This is a genomic window from Microbulbifer maximicatervae (SeqCode) (assembly GCF_052468295.1).
Genome location: NZ_CP174340.1, coordinates 2,121,179 through 2,140,397, shown reverse-complemented (window position 1 = coordinate 2,140,397; position 19,219 = coordinate 2,121,179). Strand labels below are relative to the sequence as shown.

The window sequence follows — 19,219 nt, the reverse complement described above, 5'->3', positions numbered from 1 at the left end:
GTGATGATTGTTGGAAGAGTGGTGTGGGGCGCCGGAGAGGTGAGCGCAGAATAGGAAATAGGCTACCAAGCTTAAAGAATAGCTTCCAGCTGATGACTTTATATATCATCGGGTTGACGCGCTTTGGAATCATAGAGAAGCGTGATATATAGATGTTGCTTTTGAATTAATTGTTGGGCGCATAGGAGATACAATTGACTGAAATAGCGAATGGTTCCTGTAACTGCGGATCAGTAAATTTCAGAATTAGCGTAATCCCTGAAGATGTATATATATGTCATTGCTCTATTTGTCGCAAAGCTACAGGTGGAGGCGGAATAGCCGTAACGGTGATTGCTAATGAAAGTTTTGAGTGGGGTTCTGGTCAAGACCATATAAAAACATGGATAAAGCCAAATCATGATTGGCAAACAAGTTTTTGTTCAGAATGTGGATCATCCTTACCTGGGAAGAACGATGATAAGGCTATGTACGTTCCTGTAAGCTTGCTTGACACTGGCTTTGAGAGGCTAAAAGTAAAGCAGCATTTATTTTTGGATTCAAAAGCAGTTTGGGAAGAGGTTGATGAAAACAGCTCTGCCTAACAAATTGCTGCTTTATTCGACAATACTTCGCGCACTTTGTGTTGTACGCTAAGCTAACACAAAGCAGCGTCATTTAGATGGCAGCTGAGCAATACACGAGGCAAACCCATGAAAAGAATTCTTATACTGCTAAGGAACCTCTGATCAATGAATTATTTTTCTAGAATTAAGCTGAATTATTTAAAAAATTCACTTTTCTACGAAAAAACGCTTAATTTTCACGTAATAGCTCCCTAATTTTTTACCTAAAATCCCCGGTAGGGGGATTTCAGACGCACCACCCCTAGGTGGCCAAGTATTTTCTCCCTATTAGTAAGTTAGTAAAGCCTGCTAGCAAGCACAGCCGCTCAGTATTCTTTAACAGTCCCCGATAGCGGACCTTGCTATAACCAAATACCCGTTTAATGTAGCGAAAGGGGTGCTCAACCTTCGCTCTTATCTGCGCCTTGATCTTTTCCGCTTTACGGAGTGCATTACGCCCAGGAAGAGTTTTCAGCTTGCTCGGCTTCATTGCTATGTACCAATCCACCTCCCGCTCTTTCAACTCTTCACGCTTCTCCGCACCAATGTATCCGGAGTCACCCCAGACTCTTCCTTCCTCCCCGTGGAGGACCCGCTCTGTGGCTGTGACATCATGCGAATTCGCTGCTGTTGTATCTACGCTGTGTATTACTCCGAGCACATCATCAACCCCGATATGCATCTTCATTCCAAAGTGCCACTGATTGCCTTTCTTTGTTTGATGCATTTCTGGATCACGCTCTTTCTTTTTATTCTTAGTTGAAGTTGGCGCAGAGATAATAGTGGCATCTACAATGGTGCCTTCACGCAGTGCCATGCCATTCTCAGCAAGATGTTTATTGATTTCCTCGAATAGAACCTTACTCAGATGATTCGCCTCTAATAAGTGACGGAAGTTAAGGATCGTCGTTTCGTCGGGAATTGGACCAACTAAAGTCAATCCGGCGAAATTGCGCATAGACTCAATTTCATAGAGTGCATCTTCCATGGCTGGATCACTGAGATTGTAAAACAACTGCATACAATGAATGCGCAGCATGACGCTCAAAAGATATGGCTGTCGGCCACGCTTACCTTGTGGATAATAAGGTTCAATTCGAGCCTCTAGCCGTAGCCATGGAATGAGAGTATCCATCTGAGAAAGAAACTTCTCTCGGCGAGTTATGCGGCGTTTTAGATTGTATTCTGCTTCGGCAAAGGTGACTTGGTGCATGATCTAACGTAGTCTTGACGGATAAATGAATACTACCAAATTAGCCTGGAATTATTCAGAGGTTCCCTAATTTTCATTGAATGCTCAATTTTGGGTTGTGCTTCCAAAGTGCAGAAATATCCTGAAGTGGAAGAAGAAGAGCTTTCACCAGCAGTGATTGTTGCTGTTCCTTTAAAGGGTAGATACTTGCAGCAGTTTGAAGAGTGTACGAAGGAGAATGTTATATGCCTCGATCCTCCGCCACAAGTAATTAGTTATGTGGTTATTGATCAAATCTTTGGAGAAGAGTTGCCGCAAAGAATTGAGGTGGCAACAACAGGGCATTTTGGGCTACAGAGCTTTGATTTCAGGTCACACAAACCTGAAATCATACTTATTGGCTCCCAGTCTAATTCACATATATTACCTAGATATCACCGTATGCCATTAGCCAAGCTTATTAACGGCGACCTTGCAATTCCAGTGTACGAAAAGGAAGACCTGTGGTGGTTTCCTTGCTCTATTTATGAACAGATAAGGCCGTTAAAGTATCAGGAAAAATATCGAGAGCTAGCTATACCACTAGAGGATACGTATCCTAAGATTCGAGAATCAAAATATGTAAGACTTGAGGGAGGATTCTATTTTCCTACTCACGGTGTACCGATCTCTAGCTTAAAAACTTATTTCGAAACCAATAAGTTTGAATTTAGAGAATTTAAGTGTGAGGGTGTCTAATACTTGCTAAGGCATTTAAGACCGACATCCTGTTGGCCCGTTAAGTGCGCGGTAGCTGGATAAGAATATATTAATTGTAACTTACTATGAAGCGAATATCTATTGGAATTATAATCTTGTCGTTATTGAGTGTTGCTTACTCATTTTCTATTCCTGCATATACCAATGAGGAAGAGTATCACAGAAAGTATATGGCACTTGATTGGCAGGAACTAGGTGGTAGAAATGCGTCAAATCAGTTTTATAATTTACGAAACGAGTATCTTTCTCCGAAATACCGGTATCAAGATTACGGGTTTACTTTTCTTATACTAGGCATAGCTATTTTTACTCTTTTTAGAAAGGGAAAACTAATTAATGCACCATCTTCTAAAGGAAGAATAGCGCTAATTGGTTTTTGTGCGGCTACTTTAACCGTAGGGGCGAGTATTGGTGATGTCTTCCTTGAGTTTTATCGTGGTTCATATCCTTGGTGGGCTGACTCGATAGGAATACCGCTTATGAGTATCCCTTTCCTGGCAATTATATTGTTTGGCTGGACATTACTTAACTTACTAGCCATGAATGGAAAATTCAAAGTGGGCGGAATAATTTCATTCAAGAAAATTAAGGGTTCTAATTATTTTTACTTGTTCTTGCTGGGTATGACCGCGGTCATCGTTGCTCTGTGCGTTGCTGAAGCTTACTTTTGGATGGTTCTACCCAGCTTATTGTGGTTATATTTTTACACTTCACTATGGGCGGGGAGATATGCAGCTAACAGGTTAAATCAGTAGGACGCCGAAACCAGATTCTCAACTTAAATAAGTTAGTACGATAACCGCGGCGTAAAATACTGTTGCCTAATAAGGCGGATCTTCTATCGAGGTTGGGGCTCTGTTGGGGCCTCTTTCTTTTGAGAATATGTCCTTAGTGCTTTCCACTGCATATTTTTTGTTCTCTTTCGATGTGTACAATGATCTCTCACAATGAACTGAGTGGTATTAGAGAGCGTGGGTACCTATCTTTGCTTGGTTGTTACTGATGCTTAAGCTATGGGTGGGTATTTCTAGGGGAGAAGCTTGTATAAGGATGGGGGCGCGGCAACGGTGGGGGCAGAATAGAAATATGCCGCGCTAGGTACCTTTAACTAGCTATCTCATTGTTTTATACATTGAAAAGAGGCTGAATTAGATGAAAATAGATCTATCCGATGAAGAAATCTCTACGCTACGTGAGGTCACCAAACAATTGGTGGTGAAGAAGCGTACTGGAGAAGTGGGTATAATGCATGGTATGAATCGCTTCGTTTCGACGCGAGTGGTTCTAAAGAAGAAGGGCCGTGAGAATCTATCTTCAGCCTTTAAGAAGCTGGGTTTGGCTGGTTTTCCTAAGGAGGTAGATGTGTAGTTCAAAGTAATACATAGTCTGATAGGTATTCGTCTAGACCAAATCTCTATAAAGGAGGGTTGGCTCGAGCCTCTTCCCATAGAAAACTCCTCTCATTGCCTGCTTTTTGTCGCATTTTAAATGCGAGTAACGATTTCTTCGCGATGAACGGGCGCGGACCAGGGGATGCATTTTCGGGTACAATTCATGCAAAGAAAGTAGTCAACATGCTAGGAAACTCTAGCCTCTAAACAAAGTAGAGTACATGGGAGTTGCCAAGTACAAGAGTAGTTATTTCCAAAATACTGACAGACCAAGGGGGTGTGGGAAAGCCTATACTCCTTTAAATTGGAGCAAGGCAATACCAGGTTTTAATTAGCACGTATCTTGCTTGATGTATTTTCCCAAACTTCTTCAAAACCATTAATAAGCATGTAGCCAGAAAATTTGTTAAAGAGTTTATGCATCCAGAACTCTATATCAGTAATTCCCTCTATGACTTTTTGCTCTTCATTATCTTTGATTGCTAAGTCTGTCATTTTCCAAAATGATTCTGTTAATGAAGCTGCCTTTTCGTTCGAATTAATTTTTACTTTTGAATTGATAAAATCTTCAAGAAGTTCATCATTCATTTCTTTAGCGTAATGTAAAGCGAGGCTTTTAGCATCAGACTCAGACTCTTTAAATTTAAGCACTTTTATAAGCCTCCAGTTGTAGGTCTGTCATGATGGCCATTCTATCGGATATAGGTCAAAGTTTGAAAACGAGTTCATCAACTTGCATACGTTCTGTCACTGCCCGTAAATAATGAGCAGGGTTATCAGGGGCTTATACAAATTTCATCCCGGAAGGGATATGCTGACTGTCTTCTATAATCCAATAGTCCCAGTTAACTTTAGTTCTCTTTTCTTAAAATCTGCCTAGAAATCCCATTGTTGAGACAGCATGCTTAACCGTTGAAGAGAAAGACAAACCGTGCTCGTCACGGGGTTCAATCCACATAGGATCTGAATTTGAGAATTTGTCGTCACAATGCCTAACCCCTTTACTTATCCCGCCTCTACCATGTGAGCCTTCCTTATGTAATAGCTTCATTCGGATCTATGACAGTTCTAAAGAATGCTCTCTCCTTTCACTCCAGTGCTTCTAAATAGATTCTGGATATGCGGTCAGTAATGTCTTGTACAGTTTTTAGCTGATGTTTGAAAGGTATCTTCTTTTTACCTATTTTTGAATTCCATTTCGATGGTATTGATTGTAAAAGCATAATATTTGCCATTCGGACAAGCAGCTTATTGCGGGTTTATCACACTCAATAGAAACATTCGTACCAGATTCTAGGTTTTCGCCGGCTTACTGGCTCATGGTCAAAATGCTCCCCCCCTCGCGCTGGCTCTCAAGCTGTGTGTAGGCATTCCTTGGTAGAGAAGCTTGATAAGTGAAGCCCTTAGAGGAATGGGGTGGGTGAGGAGGTGGTAGGTCCAGAGTAAGAATATGCGAAGCTAGGCCTCTAGAGCCAGCTGTCCCACGGTGCTTTATTTGAGTCTACTCTTCAGTCTGATAGCTCTTGCGGTTTATACTTTCAATTTAGTGGGTACCCAGAATTGCACAAATATGGAAGTAAAATTAGAAGCATTAATAGAGTTGCCAATATCAGATCAGGCTAACGATCTTAGGAAAGAATGCAGCTCGACTGCAAGAGACGAGCTACTTACAGTTAGTGGATATCGAGACTTGGTCGGGTATTCAGCTGATCATCAATTTCATTCATTAAGTAAGCTTGATGACAACAATTTGGCGCGCGCAATTGAACTGCATATATCAGATTTTGAAGTCAAAGATTGTTGCGCCTTCTTTGGCGGCTTTGCTCTAGTCATAAATGGAGTTAATAAATTATTTCCCCAATGTTGTGGGACTATAGCTGATCTTGAGTCCTGGGTGCGATTGAGGTCGGAATCCGATCTCTACATAGCCATTGAGGGGCATCCAAGTTCGCGTGCGTTTAGAAAGGGCGATAAAGTAATAATTGAGTGCATTGATGACGAGCCATTCATCCCCGCCACAGATAGAAAAATTGAGGTTGATTATCAGGCTGTGTATGAAGCGATAGGGGTGGCCGAGTCAGAGATTACCATGGTGGCTAATCGTATAGATGGTTTGGCAAGCTCAATGGGGTTGCCAAAAAATACATCTATTCACTTGCTAAGAGAGATGGCGTAGGGCATGTAATAAGAAAATACAGCGGAACTGAAACTCCGCTGATTTGGGCGTTAGTGCGTCAAGCTAAGCTTGATGCTTCTTGCAGGGTGGAAGTCCCTGTCGGGTAAGGCCTAACCAGCCACCTGTATCGAGTGTTGCGCGTAGGGCGGAACAGAAGGGAAAGAAAATATAATTATCTTTTTTTTTTCAACTGTGAACAAACTATGTGAAGCGTACACAGAGAATTCTATAGGCCATAGGGATTATCGTGATCCTGAAGTGCTGGTATCGCTCCGATAATAAAGTGAGCTCCGATTGACGAGATGTGTAACGCCATCGAAGTCCAGGCAATGCAACCGTAATGGTAAGGTTGTTGCGGATCGGCGGGGTTATTAAGCCGTGGCATGTAGAAAGAGAAGTATTGAGAACTTGAGAGATCCGAGCAGGTTCCTGAAGGAGCAGGTAGAGACGTTAAGCCTAATGGCGAAACCAACGAAGACCACTCGGAAGTCGGATCAGCTCATAGTAGTCCGAGAGCGGGAAAGCCGCTTACATGGCGAAGGGGCTGACAGTAATATCGGTGTGCAACAGAAACATAGTCCGGACAAAGTAGGGCTGGAGACACTATGACAACCGCCTTGCACGCCATCGCATTTAAAGCACAGAGCCACCCCAGACACAGGTTTCAGAATTTATACGGACTGCTAAATTCCAACCTGCTGTATCAAAGCTGGGGCCAGCTCAATAAGCAGGCCCGCCCCGGTATCGACGGAGTAACTACCGAAGTTTACCGGCAAAGACTGCCGCAAAATATTCAATGCCTACATCAACGGCTGTGTGACAAACGCTACCGCACCCAGGCGATTAAGCGGGTATTGATTCCCAAAGGCAACGGCAAGCAGCGCCCACTGGGGCTGCCTACGGTGGAAGACAAACTGGTGCAGCAGAGCGTAGCGCAGCTACTGCAAAGTATCTGGGAGCAGGATTTTCTGCCCTTCAGCTACGGTTACCGTCCCAGGAAAAGCGCCCACCAAGCCGTACACAGTCTTGGCTTAAATCTGCAATTCAAAGGCTACGGCTACATCGTTGAAGCCGATATTAAAGGCTTCTTTGATCAGCTGGATCACGACTGGTTACTGCGGATGCTAGCCCTTCGTATCGACGACAAAGCCCTGCTGACACTGATTAAGCAGTGGCTGAAAGTACGCGTGCAAACTCCAGATGGTAAGTTCAGTAAAGCGGCAGCAGGCACCCCGCAAGGAGGTGTGGTCAGTCCGGTACTGGCGAACATCTATCTGCACTACGTCCTGGATTTGTGGTTCGAGAAGAAAGTTAAGCCGCGTATGCGTGGCAGAGCCATGCTAATCCGGTACGCCGATGATTATGTAGTGGCTTTCCAATTGAAAACGGATGCAGAGCGCTTTTACCGGGTACTACCGCAACGGCTGAACAAGTTTGGCCTGCAGTTAGCCCCCGAGAAAACGCACCTGAAGCGCTTTAGCCGCTTCCATCCGGGCCGAAAACGGCAGTTCCAGTTTCTGGGTTTTGAGTTCTACTGGAGCTTGGACGTCAACAAACGCCCCAGGCTCAGGCGCCGGACTGCCGCACAGAAACAGAAGGGCGCAATGGAAGCGCTCTACCACTGGATCAAAGCCAAGCGCAGTGAGCGTCTGAGAGAATGGCTGCCCACACTGAAGCGCAAGCTACAGGGGTTCCAGAACTACTTCGGTCTACCAGACAACAGTCGAAGCTTGTCCCGTTTGTACAGCTATGTTTTACACAGCATACACAAATGGCTCAACCGGCGGAGTCAGCGCAAGAGTTACAACTGGAATGGTCTAAAGGAAATGCTGGGATATTTTGGGCTAAAGCCACCGCGAGTATACAAACGCAGTATACTTGTGGACTGGTATTAGGGTTCGTGCTTTACACGAGCGAATATATTACTGAAGAGCCGGATGCGGTAGTTCCGCACGTCCGGATCTGCGTGGGGGCAGTTAGGGTAACCGGCTGTCCTACCACTACTCAAGCAGTGAAATAGGTGCAACAGTTGAAGATGATGGAAGAGAAAGTTATTTTAGCAGTTAAGGACTTTGCGAACTCGATAAATTCGGGGAGCAAGGTTGTAGCTGATATGTCTGCATTAGTTGATGTGACGAGTCAGTTATCTCTTTCCAGTTTTGACTACTGGGAACGGTTTATACGCACTGAGTTCTCTTCAGCACTAAGAGAATCCACGCCTTCCAAGTGGAAGCTTTGGTCAAAACCTAAGGAGCTGACAACTTGGCTTGACCTAATAAGTTGGGATGGTTACAAAAGAGAGAAAGCTCTACGAGCTCTTTCGGGAGGAGCGCCAAATACATTCTTTTTTTCGCTTGCCGTTCGTAGGCTGAATGATTGGGTGCCTCAAGTGCGTGAGGTTGCAAGAGAAAAGCTTCCTGAGATAGCAAAATTAACTGATCCAAAATGTGTAGTTGAAGCACTATGTATTGCACTATCAAATTGGAACTCATGGGGTAGAATCAAGGAAGAAGACAAGCAGATTCTTCTTCAAGTCATTTGTGAAAAAGATATAGCAGAGTCGCTTCGGCGTAAGTTAATTTCGTCTGCGTCTGGGCCCATGCCATCACTTTTTTCCCAGCTTGGGCGCACACCTATTCTTGATGAGAATTTAGAGGAAATAGCGAGATTAGCTATTCAACCTTCGGTTAGAGCTAAGGCATATCGTAGTTTATTTGAAGGCCGTATTGTATGGATGGAGGGCCGGAAATGGGAATGGACAGATATACGCTATTGTGAAGGTAGGGTAAGGCCCATCGTAGGTGAACGAAAACTAGACATCAAGCTCCCCTATACTCGATTTTTTGAAATTATCATCTACTGATCGCTCGTCTATCGTTAGACGAGTTTCAGCTGAGATTTTGATACGAGAGCTGGGTAAAATTGAAGCAGTTATTGCTAAGGAGTTAGCTAACAAGTTTGCTTCAGATGAGTCTCACCCTGTATCAGAAAGGGGTAAGTTTGCGAAAAGAAAACTAGAGGAAATGGCATCTGTCAATGAGTCTTAACGAGTGTATATTGATAGACTCGCTTTTAGTTTTGCTCCAACAAGAAGGCTGTATTACTAAATGGGTAGCCATACATACAAGGTAACTTGCTATGTTTAAAGTATTCTATAATTTTAATGTAAAAATAATAGTTTTCATGGTATTGACAGTTTGTTCCCACATTGCAAGCGCCTGCTTGTGTTCACATGAACTAGCTCTTGAAAAAGGGGTTTCCGAAATTGCTACAAAGTTTCCGGCCAAAAGCGCAAAAGTTGGGGACTACAAGTTGATTGTTGATGGCAGTTTCTATTTAGTGATTCCGAAGGAAGAATCAAAGTATAGACGTGGCGGTGGTCAGCCGACTGTGAAACTACACCGTGAAAACTGTCAGGTAGTCGATATTTCACACGCTCGTTAGTTGCATTGCTTGCTTGATTTATAAGCTCCGCCTCAGGTTCATTCGTTAACTATATTAACCTTAATTTGTTGATAGAAATTTCATGAAGCGCCAACCAAGGTACGAGAAAGTAAAAAGGAATGCTGAAGGGAGAGCAAAAGAGTTGTTCAAGCCACTTCCTGAAGATATCAAGAAAGAGCTTGAAAAAGACAGTACCTTGGGTTCACCAGAAAACCTAATAGATCGTATTGATGAGGAGGAGTAGGTTGAAAAACGATCAAAGTCTTCTGCTGAGTAGCTAGGTTACTTGTTCACTCTAACTTGTACTGTCTTTTCTGCTTTGTAGAGAGGTAATTCCTTGTAGGTGTGAAAAGGATTCTATGAGCATACCGCCCGTTACCTGAAAGATAGCTAGCTATCAATAGCGCCTCTCTGGAGCCCTATTGGGGTAGAGTCTCCTTCCTTGGAGAATTCCTTCTATTGCCTACCTTTCGATTCGCACATAGATCCCTTTACGATGGGCTGAGGGGATTTGGGGGGCGTGGATGCCTATCTTTACTTGATTTCCCTTCACTTCCAGTACTGTGATTGAGACATTTGTTCCAATTCTTAGGTTCTCGCCTGTTCGGCGCTTTAGGATCAACATATTTGTATCCTAGTGATACTCAAGCCGTGGGTGGGCATTCCTTGGTGGGGAAACTTGATAAGTGATACTTGATGGAAGAGTGGGGTGGGGCGCGGGGCGCAGAATAGGAAAAGTCGGGTGCTAGGCGCCCAGAACTTGGGGAGTCGATCCAAGCTGATAAATGTACCTTATCGCCATAGTGTCTATGGCATTTTAAGTAGCTAACTCCTATTATTTTGTTTGACCCTCCTCTTCATCAATGCCAATTTTCTTATCCGGCTACTGTTGCTCTGCTCGCTATTCTACTTGGTGGGTGTCCAGAATTGACCTTTCCAGAATTGCCCTTAGAGGTAAAAAGCTTAATATTGTCGAATAAGAGATCGTAAATACCAAATTTTTGTATAATTATCCTCTTCAGCCAATAGCCTTAGCGGTTTATACTTTTGTTCGGTGTGGGGCCAGGATTAATTCAGTATCTTGAAAAGGAGATCATCATGTTCCCAAAGGAATTCTTCATTGTTCCAGAGGAGCTATTTAGGCTCGGTAATTCAACAAGCCCAAAGTTATCAAATGTTAGACCAAAGGATGTTGATACAATGGAGGTCAATGGCATTCGAGTAATTATCGCTAACGGCAAGGGTATAAGTGTTTTTGATCGGGAAGGGATTAATGAATCCCCGATGACGGGTTGGGTTTGGAGATTTCAACCAAATACTAAACCACCAATGGGCCTCAAGATGGTTCAAGATAAGGCCCATCACTATTGCATATCTCCCACCCAGAATATGCCGGTTGATAAATTTAAAGGACTTCTCGAAGAAATGGCCCTTAGCGCCACAAGAGTTTTTAAGAAAGAAGGTAGAGTGGTATGAATGACTTTCAATTAAGCCTAGTAGAATCAGAGCTCAAGATTATCCTGGAAGCGCTGATAGAAATGGAACAAAAAATGTCCAATATTTGCGAAACATCGGATAATGAAGATGAGATCGCGGATGTTGGTAATGATCTTATTGAAGTAAGGCTCCTACTAAAGCCTCTTAAAGAAAAGGCAGTTGAAAAATACGGAAAAAATATAGTTAATTTTTCACGCGAACTACTATGAGTTTACTAGGGTATTACAGTCGGCGATCAACGTTATGCGCCTCTTTATGGCGATAGTACGGTAACCAAAGTTTGATACACCAAAGTTAAATCTCTATAGAGGAAGCACGAGTGGGTGATTCCTCATAATCAGATGGGACTCAGCTTTTCGGCAAACTGGCAGCACCTCAAATCAATATATAAGCTTAAAGCATCTAAAAACCCTGGGAAAAATGTCGACGTATTTTGGGTTTTGGAGAAGTCAGATTTGCCGCCTGATCTGAAATTTGTGCAAGATCAGAAAGATAATAGACACTACTTCCTAACCATAACGAGGAAAATGACGGTTTCTCAACTAGTCCAAAAGCTCCAGATGGTTGCTGATCGTATGAGTGTAATAAGAGATGGTACGAAGGTGATAGGATGATTAATTATAAATTGCCCGAGGAGAGAGAGTTTCTTTTGCATTATGCAGAGCTACTCAATGATAAAAAAAGCCTTGAGATTATCAATTCAGGATCTTTGGCTAGTAAAGAAGAGGCTATTCACTTCGCTGAGTTTTTCTGGAGAACTGTCAGTGAGTCTAATAAGCAAGATGAAAAGCAAGGAGAGAGTAGTGAATATATCCTTGAGAAAATCATCATTACGCTGATGGCCTATTTTCGTTCAGCCGGTTATGAAGATGAATGGGAAGAGGTAACTGATAAAAATTAGTGTGAACAGATTGCAGCAATGCTAGCTATGTCTTGAACTCAGTTGATCTCCCCAGTTAGTGTCGATTTTCACTTATAGAGTGTGTGCAGCTGTTTTCTAATACATTTGGAAGTAACTGTATGGCTGTGACATTTCTCATCATAGAAATAGTGTGCGCTCAAAGGTGCCACTATGATGATGAAAGAGGGGAGGAGATTTGGGTGGGATTCCCTCCATTGTGAATCTGCTCCCACCGCACTTTCAGTGCCTACTTTTTGTTCTCTTTTGATGCGCACATAGATCTTTCCACTATGGGCTGATAGAGATTACTGTTCACTCCCAGTATGTTACTTGATACATTTGTTCTATCTCTTGGGCTCTCGCCGTTTCGATGCTTTAGGCTCAATATATTTGTTTCCTGATGATATTCAAGTGGTGGGTGGGTATTCCTTGGCGCATTGTTTTTTCTCATGAGGAAGTTGGTACAAAGGCTATTTTCAAATCAGCTTTTAATATTTTTACCTGTGCTTTTTGTACAGATATCCTTAAAAAGTCTATTCAATAAAATCATCTTACTGGTGTGCGGTTTGAACATCGCTTAGCTTAACTCTTGAGGGGGCTCATTTTATTAATTAAGGGGCCCCGCGATTCTCAAGATTAATAGGCCCTATGGTGGCAGGGCCCCAGTCATCTTTTCCTATCAAAATACACGAAGATCTTCTCCCTGTGAATGAGGTGAGATTTGGGTATTGTAGATACCACGCTTTACATGGTTGCCGGTTACGTCCAGTAATGCAACAGAGACATTTGTACCGATTTTAATGCTCTCACCTTTAGGAAGCTCTAAGATCATAATTTTTTAGTGCCAATACTTAAGGTTGTGGCTGGGCATTCCCTGCTTCAGAAGTTGCAGGTAGAACGGAGTAGAGTGTGAATGGCACAGGCGCTAAGTTCCTATAGTTTGAGGAATCACTACAAGTGGTTGAATTCACAAAGCTTTTACAGTTTTGTGTTATTTTGCTTACTAGGCCACAACAATATTGAACGGTGCTTTATTTTAAGAGTTTCTAAAATTGGTTTTTAAATAATGATTTACTGGCGGACGCACCGGGTATTATGCTCCATAATAACGACCTAAAGAACCATCAATATCTATATTTAGGGAGGACCGTAGAAATTGAACATGATATCAGAAAGGATTTGGTCACTAAGAACGTTAGACTGGAACAGGGTTCGTCGAAAACGACTGATCAATGTTAAACGCAACAGTGTCTCTTCTAAAGGAAAGTTTAATTTAGGTACTAGCGTTAGAAAGGGACCAACCCCACAGCTATTTTTTCTTGGTTTCTATACAGAGAGCGGGATAATCCAATACTAAACAGATCCTTCCAAGACTTCCGTGTACAAGTATCTCCTTGCTCGATGTTAATACAGGGAGTCGGTATGCTCGGTTGCTAGCTTGGAATCTCATAGTAACTTTTAACTAAACACTCTCATTAGGGGAACATTCATGAAGCTACCAACACTTATTTTCTCTTTGGCCCTGGTTTCTATCGTGAGCGGATGTGCGTCTAATCAGCATGTCTACTCATCAGACGGTAAATGTCTTACCTGCTGGAATAATCCGGTTACTGGCGACCCCATCAATCACGATGGAAATACTCGCCAGCAACAAGCTGCACAGGAATCCCAGATGGAGCAGACAAGCGCTACCGACAATACTGCGGTGAATACATCTGCCAATAAGCCTACTAATCATAAAATCGCATTTACCGTGCCTGTGAATGTGGACGTGGTGTTCATGAAAATTAAAAGAGAATTTGAATACCAATCAACCAGTGAAATCCAGCAAGAATTCGGTAGCTTGGCAAGTACAAAGATGCAAAATTTTGAGTATCACTACGATATTATGCCATCTATGTATTATCACATGAGGGATACTCGTATGCATAACGGTGTGATTACAGTAATTGATTTTAGGGTCGAAAAGGTCGCTGATAAGGAAAGCTCTATAGAAATTACTTACTGGCCACAAGCCAAGTCAGTTAATGCCATTCAGTTCGGGGAATCTCTGAAAGATCGTACACGAAAGGCATTAAATATCTAATGGAAGGAAAGGGACACCAATCTGTTTTTATATTGTCTGAATGGCCTTTTTTCAGAGCGCTGCCGGAGAGTCTAATAGGCAAGATGAGAAGAAGGGTGAGAATAGTGAGTAGACCCCTGAGTAAATTATGAATCCTCTGATGGTTTATTTTGTTCATTGGGTTTTGAGGATTAAAGGGAGGAGGTAACTGATGTACGTTAGTCTAAGCAGATTGTATTAACGCTAGCAATGTATAGAGCTCAGCTGATCGTCCCAGTTAGAGTCGATTTTTGGCTTATAGAAGAGCGGGGGAACCTTTCTTATACATGTTAAGATAGCTTTGAAATAGCGACGTATCTATCTTAGAGTTGTTGTGTCCTTATGGGCGCGATTACTATGAGCAAAAGCTGGATGCTAGGATGGGAGATTCTCCTCCTATTAAGAATCTATTTTCAAAGCCCTCTATTCTTTAATTTTTTCTATTTTGAGATCCACGTAGATTTTTTCATTGTAGTGGCAAGGGAGTTCGGGAATGGATACCTATCTTTACTCGATCACCTTTCACTTCCAGTGGTTCTACCAGAATATGTGCCCAAATAAGTGGGCTCTCATGTATTTGGTGCTTTAGGACGATCGTGTTTGTTTTCTGCTGATGCCAATGACGTGGGAGAGTATTCCTTGCTGATGATGGTTAAAAAGATGATGTTTATTGGACGAGGGTTCTATTTTACGGGTCTCCCTTCTTGTAGGAGCTTTAAGAGTGATGCTACGCAGGTGAGGAGCGCCCATAGTGGTGCTGAATAGGGAGGGTGCTAGTCTTCTGAGTTGGAATTCCAGTATAGCTTGTTGAATTTATATGTTTTTTTATATTTTAAATGTTGATTTCCGTGTCTGTCTTCTGCTGCCATCCTAGTCAATCTATTTAGCGGGTGTCCAGGATGATTTTTTGGTAGTAACTTAATGACTGAATGTATATAAGGGATAATGTAAATATGAAATACAAAGGAAGTTTTGTAATTCTGGTTTTAATGTTGTGTGCGTCACAAAATTTTGCTGCTGAAAATTTATTTGAAATTGATCGAAAATTTAATGCAGGTGTTTCTCTTTTTTCAGATCTTGACAAATGGTTGTCTAATGTTGATGGCGTTTCGTTAGATGTGAGGGATAATTACGTTACTTATAGTGTAAATATTCAATATTATACCAAGCAAGGGTTTTGGGATGTACATCCTAGACCCTATTTTCACGAGGAGAAAGATAGCAAGAAGGCGTTCAAACATCTGTGCAAAAAGCATGGTGGCATAGATGTGACCGCAGTTGAATATGTAGATAAAAGATATAGGTTTCCATATAAGAAGTATTATCAGTTTTTCAGGAGCCGCTATCAAGCATCTTCAATTAGAAAGCCTTTCTATGAAGCATGTGAAGTCAATGGTCAGCATGTAATATTCCAGTTTGGATATTATAAAGTTGATAATATTTTTTGGGTTAAGCTAATTGATAATGAATCATATATGGCTAATAGGAAGGCGGACTTTGAAGGATGGCAGAAAGCAATGGCTTCTGCTAGAAAACAAAAAATGGAAGAGGAATTGAAAGAAAAAGCTAGAATTAGAAAAATGGAAGAGAATTATCAGAAAAAGGTTGCCTTGGATAGGGTCAAGAGGGCAGCTGGGTTTAGGAGAAGTTTAGAAGTTGGAGACATGACAAGTATAGGAATGGTAGTAGACATTAGAAAGCCGATTGCAAAAATACAACTGCAATCTAACGGCGATGAACGTTGGTACAAAATTGATGAGCTTTATCCAGAGTAAGTTGATTGACAATCTTAAGGAATATTGCCTTGATGAAAGGATGATTAGTCTTTTTGAGGGCAAAGACGTTATGAGCAAAACCTGGTTATTCACGCGAGCATTAGTAGAAAGTAAAAGTGAGCTCTGCGTGTACTTAATAATTGGTGTGGCGTCGATTTTAGGTATGCCGCTTGTTCGCTCTAATTTACGTTGCCTTTTATCTTCTGTCGGGAGGTGATTTGTTGTAGTTGTGGAGAGGGTTTTATAAGTATGCCGTTCTCGACCTCGAAGATGACTAACTAACAATAGTGTCGCTATGGAGCCTCTTTTCTAAGAGAATCTGCTCTCAACGCTTTTCTTTACCTACTTTTCGATATAAATAAAGGTCTCTTTACGACGGGTTGAGCAAGATTTGGGGGCGCGAGCACACATCTTTTCTTGATTGCTTCTCACTTCCAGTACAGCAACTAGGACGTTTGTTCTAGTTTGAAGGCTTTAGCTGGATTGGTGCTTTACGGTCAACCTATTTGCTTCCTAGTGGCAATCAACCCGTGGGTAGGTATTCCTTGGTAGGGGAGTTTGGTAAGTAATGCTTTTCGAGAAGGGAGTGGCCGCAGTGGTGCAGAATAGGGAAGGGTGGGGGCTAGTCTTCCTGAGTTGGTATTTCACTATAACCTGTTGAATTTAAATTATTTTTGTAGGACCAATGTCAATTTTCTAGTCTGGCTTCTGCTATGCTACTCGCCACTCTATTTGATGGGTGTTCAGAGTTGTTGCGGTGGGCGGGGAGGGAATTGAGGGAGTCTTTATTTGATAGCCTTTCACTTTCAGTACTGTAAGTGAGGCCTAAGTGCCTATCTGCAGTTTTCGCCAGTTCGGCGCTCTAGGGTTAACATATTTATTTCATACTGACACTCAAGACGTAGGTGGGTATTCCTTGGCAGGGAAGCATAGTGGGTGAGTGGGGTTGGATGCAGAATAAGGAAAGGCTAGTGTCGGGTTCTCAGAGTTTGGGGGCTCGCACCAATCTCTTGAACACACATCTCGTTCGTGACGTCCATATTAATTAGGTAAGTTGGCCTCTAGTGTTTTGATTAACCCTCCTATTCAAACACCTTTTTTGGCGGGTTATACTTTTGTTTGGTGGGTGTCCAGGATTACTGCACACTACGAACTCCACCGAATAGTTCACGCTTTGTAGGGCCATCTGCAGATCATGGCTTTAGAATATTGAGTTAGGGTTCATGGAAAAAGAAGTAGATCCAAAAATATATGGTGTAACAACAGCTTTATTTAATGAATGGCGTTCACCTCGATTGGGTGATAATAATCCTCAAAGGGTGCGCTCAAATGTTTGGGAGTGGCTTTTTCATTCAAGGCTCAGCGGTTATGCGTCGACTAAAAAAATGAATGGTCCTTCGCCATTTGATGAAGGCCCAACTTGGAGTTTTGATCGATTTGGGCAATCGATAAATAAGTTACCTGATGGTCGCATTGTATACATAGGTGGTGAGCATGAGGATCATTATGATCCTGACTTTTACATTTATAACGATGTTGTCGTTGAAACGCCCGAAGGTAGAGTTGAGTTCTATTGTTACAGGAATACAGATTTTCCGCCAACAGACTTTCATTCTGCCACCCTAGTTGACGAAAAAATTTTCATCATAGGCAATCTTGGCTATCCTGCAGAAAGAAGGCTTAACGATACCCAAGTGTATGTCCTCGATATAAATAATTTTAAGATTAATAAAGTTGAAACCTTAGGTGAATCTCCGGGTTGGATTCATCAGCATAATGCTGTTCTCAGCTTAGATAAAAAATCGATTACCATTACTAATGGATTAATTGATCGGGGTGATGAGTATTCTTTACGTGAGAATATAGACGACTGGAGGCTGAATTTAGAGAATTCAACGTGGGAACGACTTACGGAAAGAAAATGGCCTCGATGGGAATTACGTAGAGAGGATAAGTCGAATAATCATATCTACGACATCAGGCAGGCATTGTGGAGCTACGAAGCCAAGTGGCAAGATAGTTATGACAAAGCGATGCAGCAACTTGAAAGTGAAATGGGTTTTAAGGTTGATGTTAGGCTAGTTAAAAACCTTTACGAATTTGATATTGAGCATGAGCCTATTGAGAGGGATGAGGAAGAATACAATGTCTATTGGCTCTATGTTGAGGGTGTAAGAATTCGGTTCATCGAAGAATGGCATTGTATACAGGTAGTGATTGAAGGGAGTATTCCAGATACAAAATTGCTATCAATTAAAGAACAGCTGATATCTAAATTAACTCATTTAGAAAAAGCGTATTGGATATTGGAAGAATACTAAGTCTTAATAAAATCACATACAGGTGGAAAAATAGCAAAGTTAGAGAACCTCTGAACTACTACAGCTGAAAGGCTGCCGACTATATTTACCTTTTTATGTAGCTCTTTACGCTCGTATAATCATAAAAAAGCGCATATAGCGGGCCGCTCAGAGCCTGGTGTTAATGTGATAATGTCATATCAGATATGTTATCGAATCCAACTGAGGCTCCTAGTTTTGCTTTGAGTTCTGGCTTGCGTTCGCATGAAGCCTCCATCCAGGTAGAAGCTGAGCAGTGCATTGGTGCGATGACTAATACATATCTCCGCCCAAAAGGTTGGCTACTGCAGAAGTGATAGCACAGGTGGTAGTCTCAATCCGTGGAGAGCCTTCCCTCAACGCCTTCCATTACTTAGTTTTTGTTCATTTTTAGCGCACATAGATCCCGTTCGCGATGAATGGGAAGGGATTTAGGGGGGGGCGTGGATGCCCGGGTTTCTTGATTGCTTTTCAGTTTCAGTACAGTAGCTGGTACATTTGTATCAATGTGTGGGCTTTCGCCAGCACGGAGCTTCAGGGTCAACTTATTTACTTTCTAGTCGTATTCAACCCGTGGGTGGGTACCTCTTGGTGGGCGAGCTTGGCAGATGGGAAGCGGCTGTAGTGGTACAGGATGGGTGCTTGTCTTTCTGAGTTGGTGATTTACGATAAGTTGTTGAAGTTAAAACATTTTTATAGTTTCAATGCCAATTTTCTCATCTGGCTTCTGCAGCCCTGCGGCTATTTTATTTAGTGGGTGTCCAGAATCTCCGCTCGTTTGCAGGCTTTCGCCAGCTCGGTGCTCTAAGGTCAACCTATTTGCTTCCTAGTAGTATTAAGTCGTGATGGGTACTCTGTGATGGGAGATTTGATAGGTAATGCTTGGTGGCAGACAGGGGTTGGAGTGCTGGGCGGTGCGTTCAGAATGGGAAACGCTATTTATGCTGCATAGCAGTCGAAAATTCTTTATGTCGTCATAATTTTACCTCTAACCGCTTTAAATAGAAGTGAATATTTAGTATTTTCGCGTTCAGGC

General features: G+C 42.3%; 18 protein-coding genes. 15 read left to right on the top strand and 3 right to left on the bottom strand.

Features of this window, described 5'->3' with window-relative positions; translation table 11 throughout:
- The first annotated feature begins 194 nt into the window (after nt 1–194).
- Entirely contained in the window at nt 195–584 is a 390-nt protein-coding gene (locus ACJJIQ_RS09735; protein ID WP_445364473.1) for a GFA family protein, read from the top strand.
- Nucleotides 585–867: 283 nt separating this feature from the next.
- Here the strand turns inward: ACJJIQ_RS09735 and ACJJIQ_RS09730 are convergent, their stop codons facing one another.
- Nucleotides 868–1,818, bottom strand: a complete 951-nt coding sequence (locus ACJJIQ_RS09730) for an IS5 family transposase (protein WP_445363962.1) — start codon at nt 1,816–1,818, stop codon at nt 868–870.
- A 126-nt stretch (nt 1,819–1,944) separates the two neighbouring features.
- Here ACJJIQ_RS09730 and ACJJIQ_RS09725 point away from each other — a divergent pair, with 126 nt between their 5' ends.
- From ACJJIQ_RS09725 to ACJJIQ_RS09715, 3 genes are all read left to right on the top strand, one after another.
- Entirely contained in the window at nt 1,945–2,535 is a 591-nt protein-coding gene (locus tag ACJJIQ_RS09725; RefSeq protein WP_445364472.1) for a hypothetical protein, read from the top strand.
- 116 nt (nt 2,536–2,651) lie between these two features.
- Nucleotides 2,652–3,311, top strand: a complete 660-nt coding sequence (locus tag ACJJIQ_RS09720) for a hypothetical protein (RefSeq protein ID WP_445364471.1) — start codon at nt 2,652–2,654, stop codon at nt 3,309–3,311.
- 397 nt (nt 3,312–3,708) lie between these two features.
- A complete protein-coding gene (locus ACJJIQ_RS09715) occupies nt 3,709–3,924 on the top strand; it encodes a hypothetical protein (RefSeq protein WP_445364470.1) in 216 nt (71 codons plus the stop codon).
- Nucleotides 3,925–4,274: 350 nt separating this feature from the next.
- On the opposite strand, the gene ACJJIQ_RS09710 is transcribed toward ACJJIQ_RS09715, so the two are convergent.
- A complete protein-coding gene (locus ACJJIQ_RS09710; RefSeq protein WP_445364469.1) occupies nt 4,275–4,598 on the bottom strand; it encodes a hypothetical protein in 324 nt (107 codons plus the stop codon).
- Nucleotides 4,599–5,517: 919 nt separating this feature from the next.
- On the opposite strand from ACJJIQ_RS09710, the gene ACJJIQ_RS09705 reads away from it, so the two are divergent.
- The 5 genes from ACJJIQ_RS09705 (at nt 5,518) to ACJJIQ_RS09685 (ending at nt 9,811) form a co-directional block, all read left to right on the top strand.
- Nucleotides 5,518–6,123, top strand: a complete 606-nt coding sequence (locus tag ACJJIQ_RS09705; protein ID WP_444897090.1) for a hypothetical protein — start codon at nt 5,518–5,520, stop codon at nt 6,121–6,123.
- 605 nt (nt 6,124–6,728) lie between these two features.
- Nucleotides 6,729–8,018 carry a group II intron reverse transcriptase/maturase gene (ltrA, locus tag ACJJIQ_RS09700; protein ID WP_444925282.1) on the top strand — a complete coding sequence of 430 codons (1,290 nt, stop codon included), beginning with the start codon at nt 6,729–6,731 and terminating at the stop codon, nt 8,016–8,018.
- Between the two features lie 125 nt (nt 8,019–8,143).
- Nucleotides 8,144–8,986: a hypothetical protein gene (locus tag ACJJIQ_RS09695; protein WP_445364468.1), complete on the top strand. Its 843-nt coding sequence runs from the start codon at nt 8,144–8,146 to the stop codon at nt 8,984–8,986.
- 275 nt (nt 8,987–9,261) lie between these two features.
- Entirely contained in the window at nt 9,262–9,567 is a 306-nt protein-coding gene (locus ACJJIQ_RS09690; RefSeq protein ID WP_444917022.1) for a hypothetical protein, read from the top strand.
- 82 nt (nt 9,568–9,649) lie between these two features.
- Nucleotides 9,650–9,811: a hypothetical protein gene (locus ACJJIQ_RS09685; RefSeq protein WP_444897093.1), complete on the top strand. Its 162-nt coding sequence runs from the start codon at nt 9,650–9,652 to the stop codon at nt 9,809–9,811.
- Nucleotides 9,812–10,030: 219 nt separating this feature from the next.
- On the opposite strand, the gene csrA is transcribed toward ACJJIQ_RS09685, so the two are convergent.
- Nucleotides 10,031–10,192, bottom strand: coding sequence for a carbon storage regulator CsrA (gene csrA, locus ACJJIQ_RS09680; protein ID WP_444897094.1), 162 nt, complete (start codon nt 10,190–10,192; stop codon nt 10,031–10,033).
- A gap of 473 nt (nt 10,193–10,665) precedes the next feature.
- On the opposite strand from csrA, the gene ACJJIQ_RS09675 reads away from it, so the two are divergent.
- The 6 genes from ACJJIQ_RS09675 to ACJJIQ_RS09650 all read left to right on the top strand — a co-directional run bounded on the left by ACJJIQ_RS09675 (nt 10,666) and on the right by ACJJIQ_RS09650 (nt 18,165).
- Nucleotides 10,666–11,043 carry a Tse2 family ADP-ribosyltransferase toxin gene (locus ACJJIQ_RS09675; protein ID WP_444897095.1) on the top strand — a complete coding sequence of 126 codons (378 nt, stop codon included), beginning with the start codon at nt 10,666–10,668 and terminating at the stop codon, nt 11,041–11,043.
- A complete protein-coding gene (locus tag ACJJIQ_RS09670; protein ID WP_282953304.1) occupies nt 11,040–11,273 on the top strand; it encodes a hypothetical protein in 234 nt (77 codons plus the stop codon). Before ACJJIQ_RS09675 ends, ACJJIQ_RS09670 begins: the two co-directional genes overlap by 4 nt.
- 401 nt (nt 11,274–11,674) lie before the next feature.
- Nucleotides 11,675–11,965, top strand: coding sequence for a hypothetical protein (locus ACJJIQ_RS09665; protein WP_371840690.1), 291 nt, complete (start codon nt 11,675–11,677; stop codon nt 11,963–11,965).
- A gap of 1,489 nt (nt 11,966–13,454) precedes the next feature.
- Nucleotides 13,455–14,051 carry a hypothetical protein gene (locus ACJJIQ_RS09660; RefSeq protein WP_444905441.1) on the top strand — a complete coding sequence of 199 codons (597 nt, stop codon included), beginning with the start codon at nt 13,455–13,457 and terminating at the stop codon, nt 14,049–14,051.
- Nucleotides 14,052–15,022: 971 nt separating this feature from the next.
- Nucleotides 15,023–15,844 carry a hypothetical protein gene (locus ACJJIQ_RS09655; RefSeq protein ID WP_444905440.1) on the top strand — a complete coding sequence of 274 codons (822 nt, stop codon included), beginning with the start codon at nt 15,023–15,025 and terminating at the stop codon, nt 15,842–15,844.
- A 1,223-nt stretch (nt 15,845–17,067) separates the two neighbouring features.
- On the top strand, nt 17,068–18,165 hold the full coding sequence (locus ACJJIQ_RS09650) for a Kelch repeat-containing protein (protein ID WP_444905439.1): 1,098 nt from the start codon (nt 17,068–17,070) through the stop codon (nt 18,163–18,165).
- Nucleotides 18,166–19,219 lie beyond the last annotated feature (1,054 nt).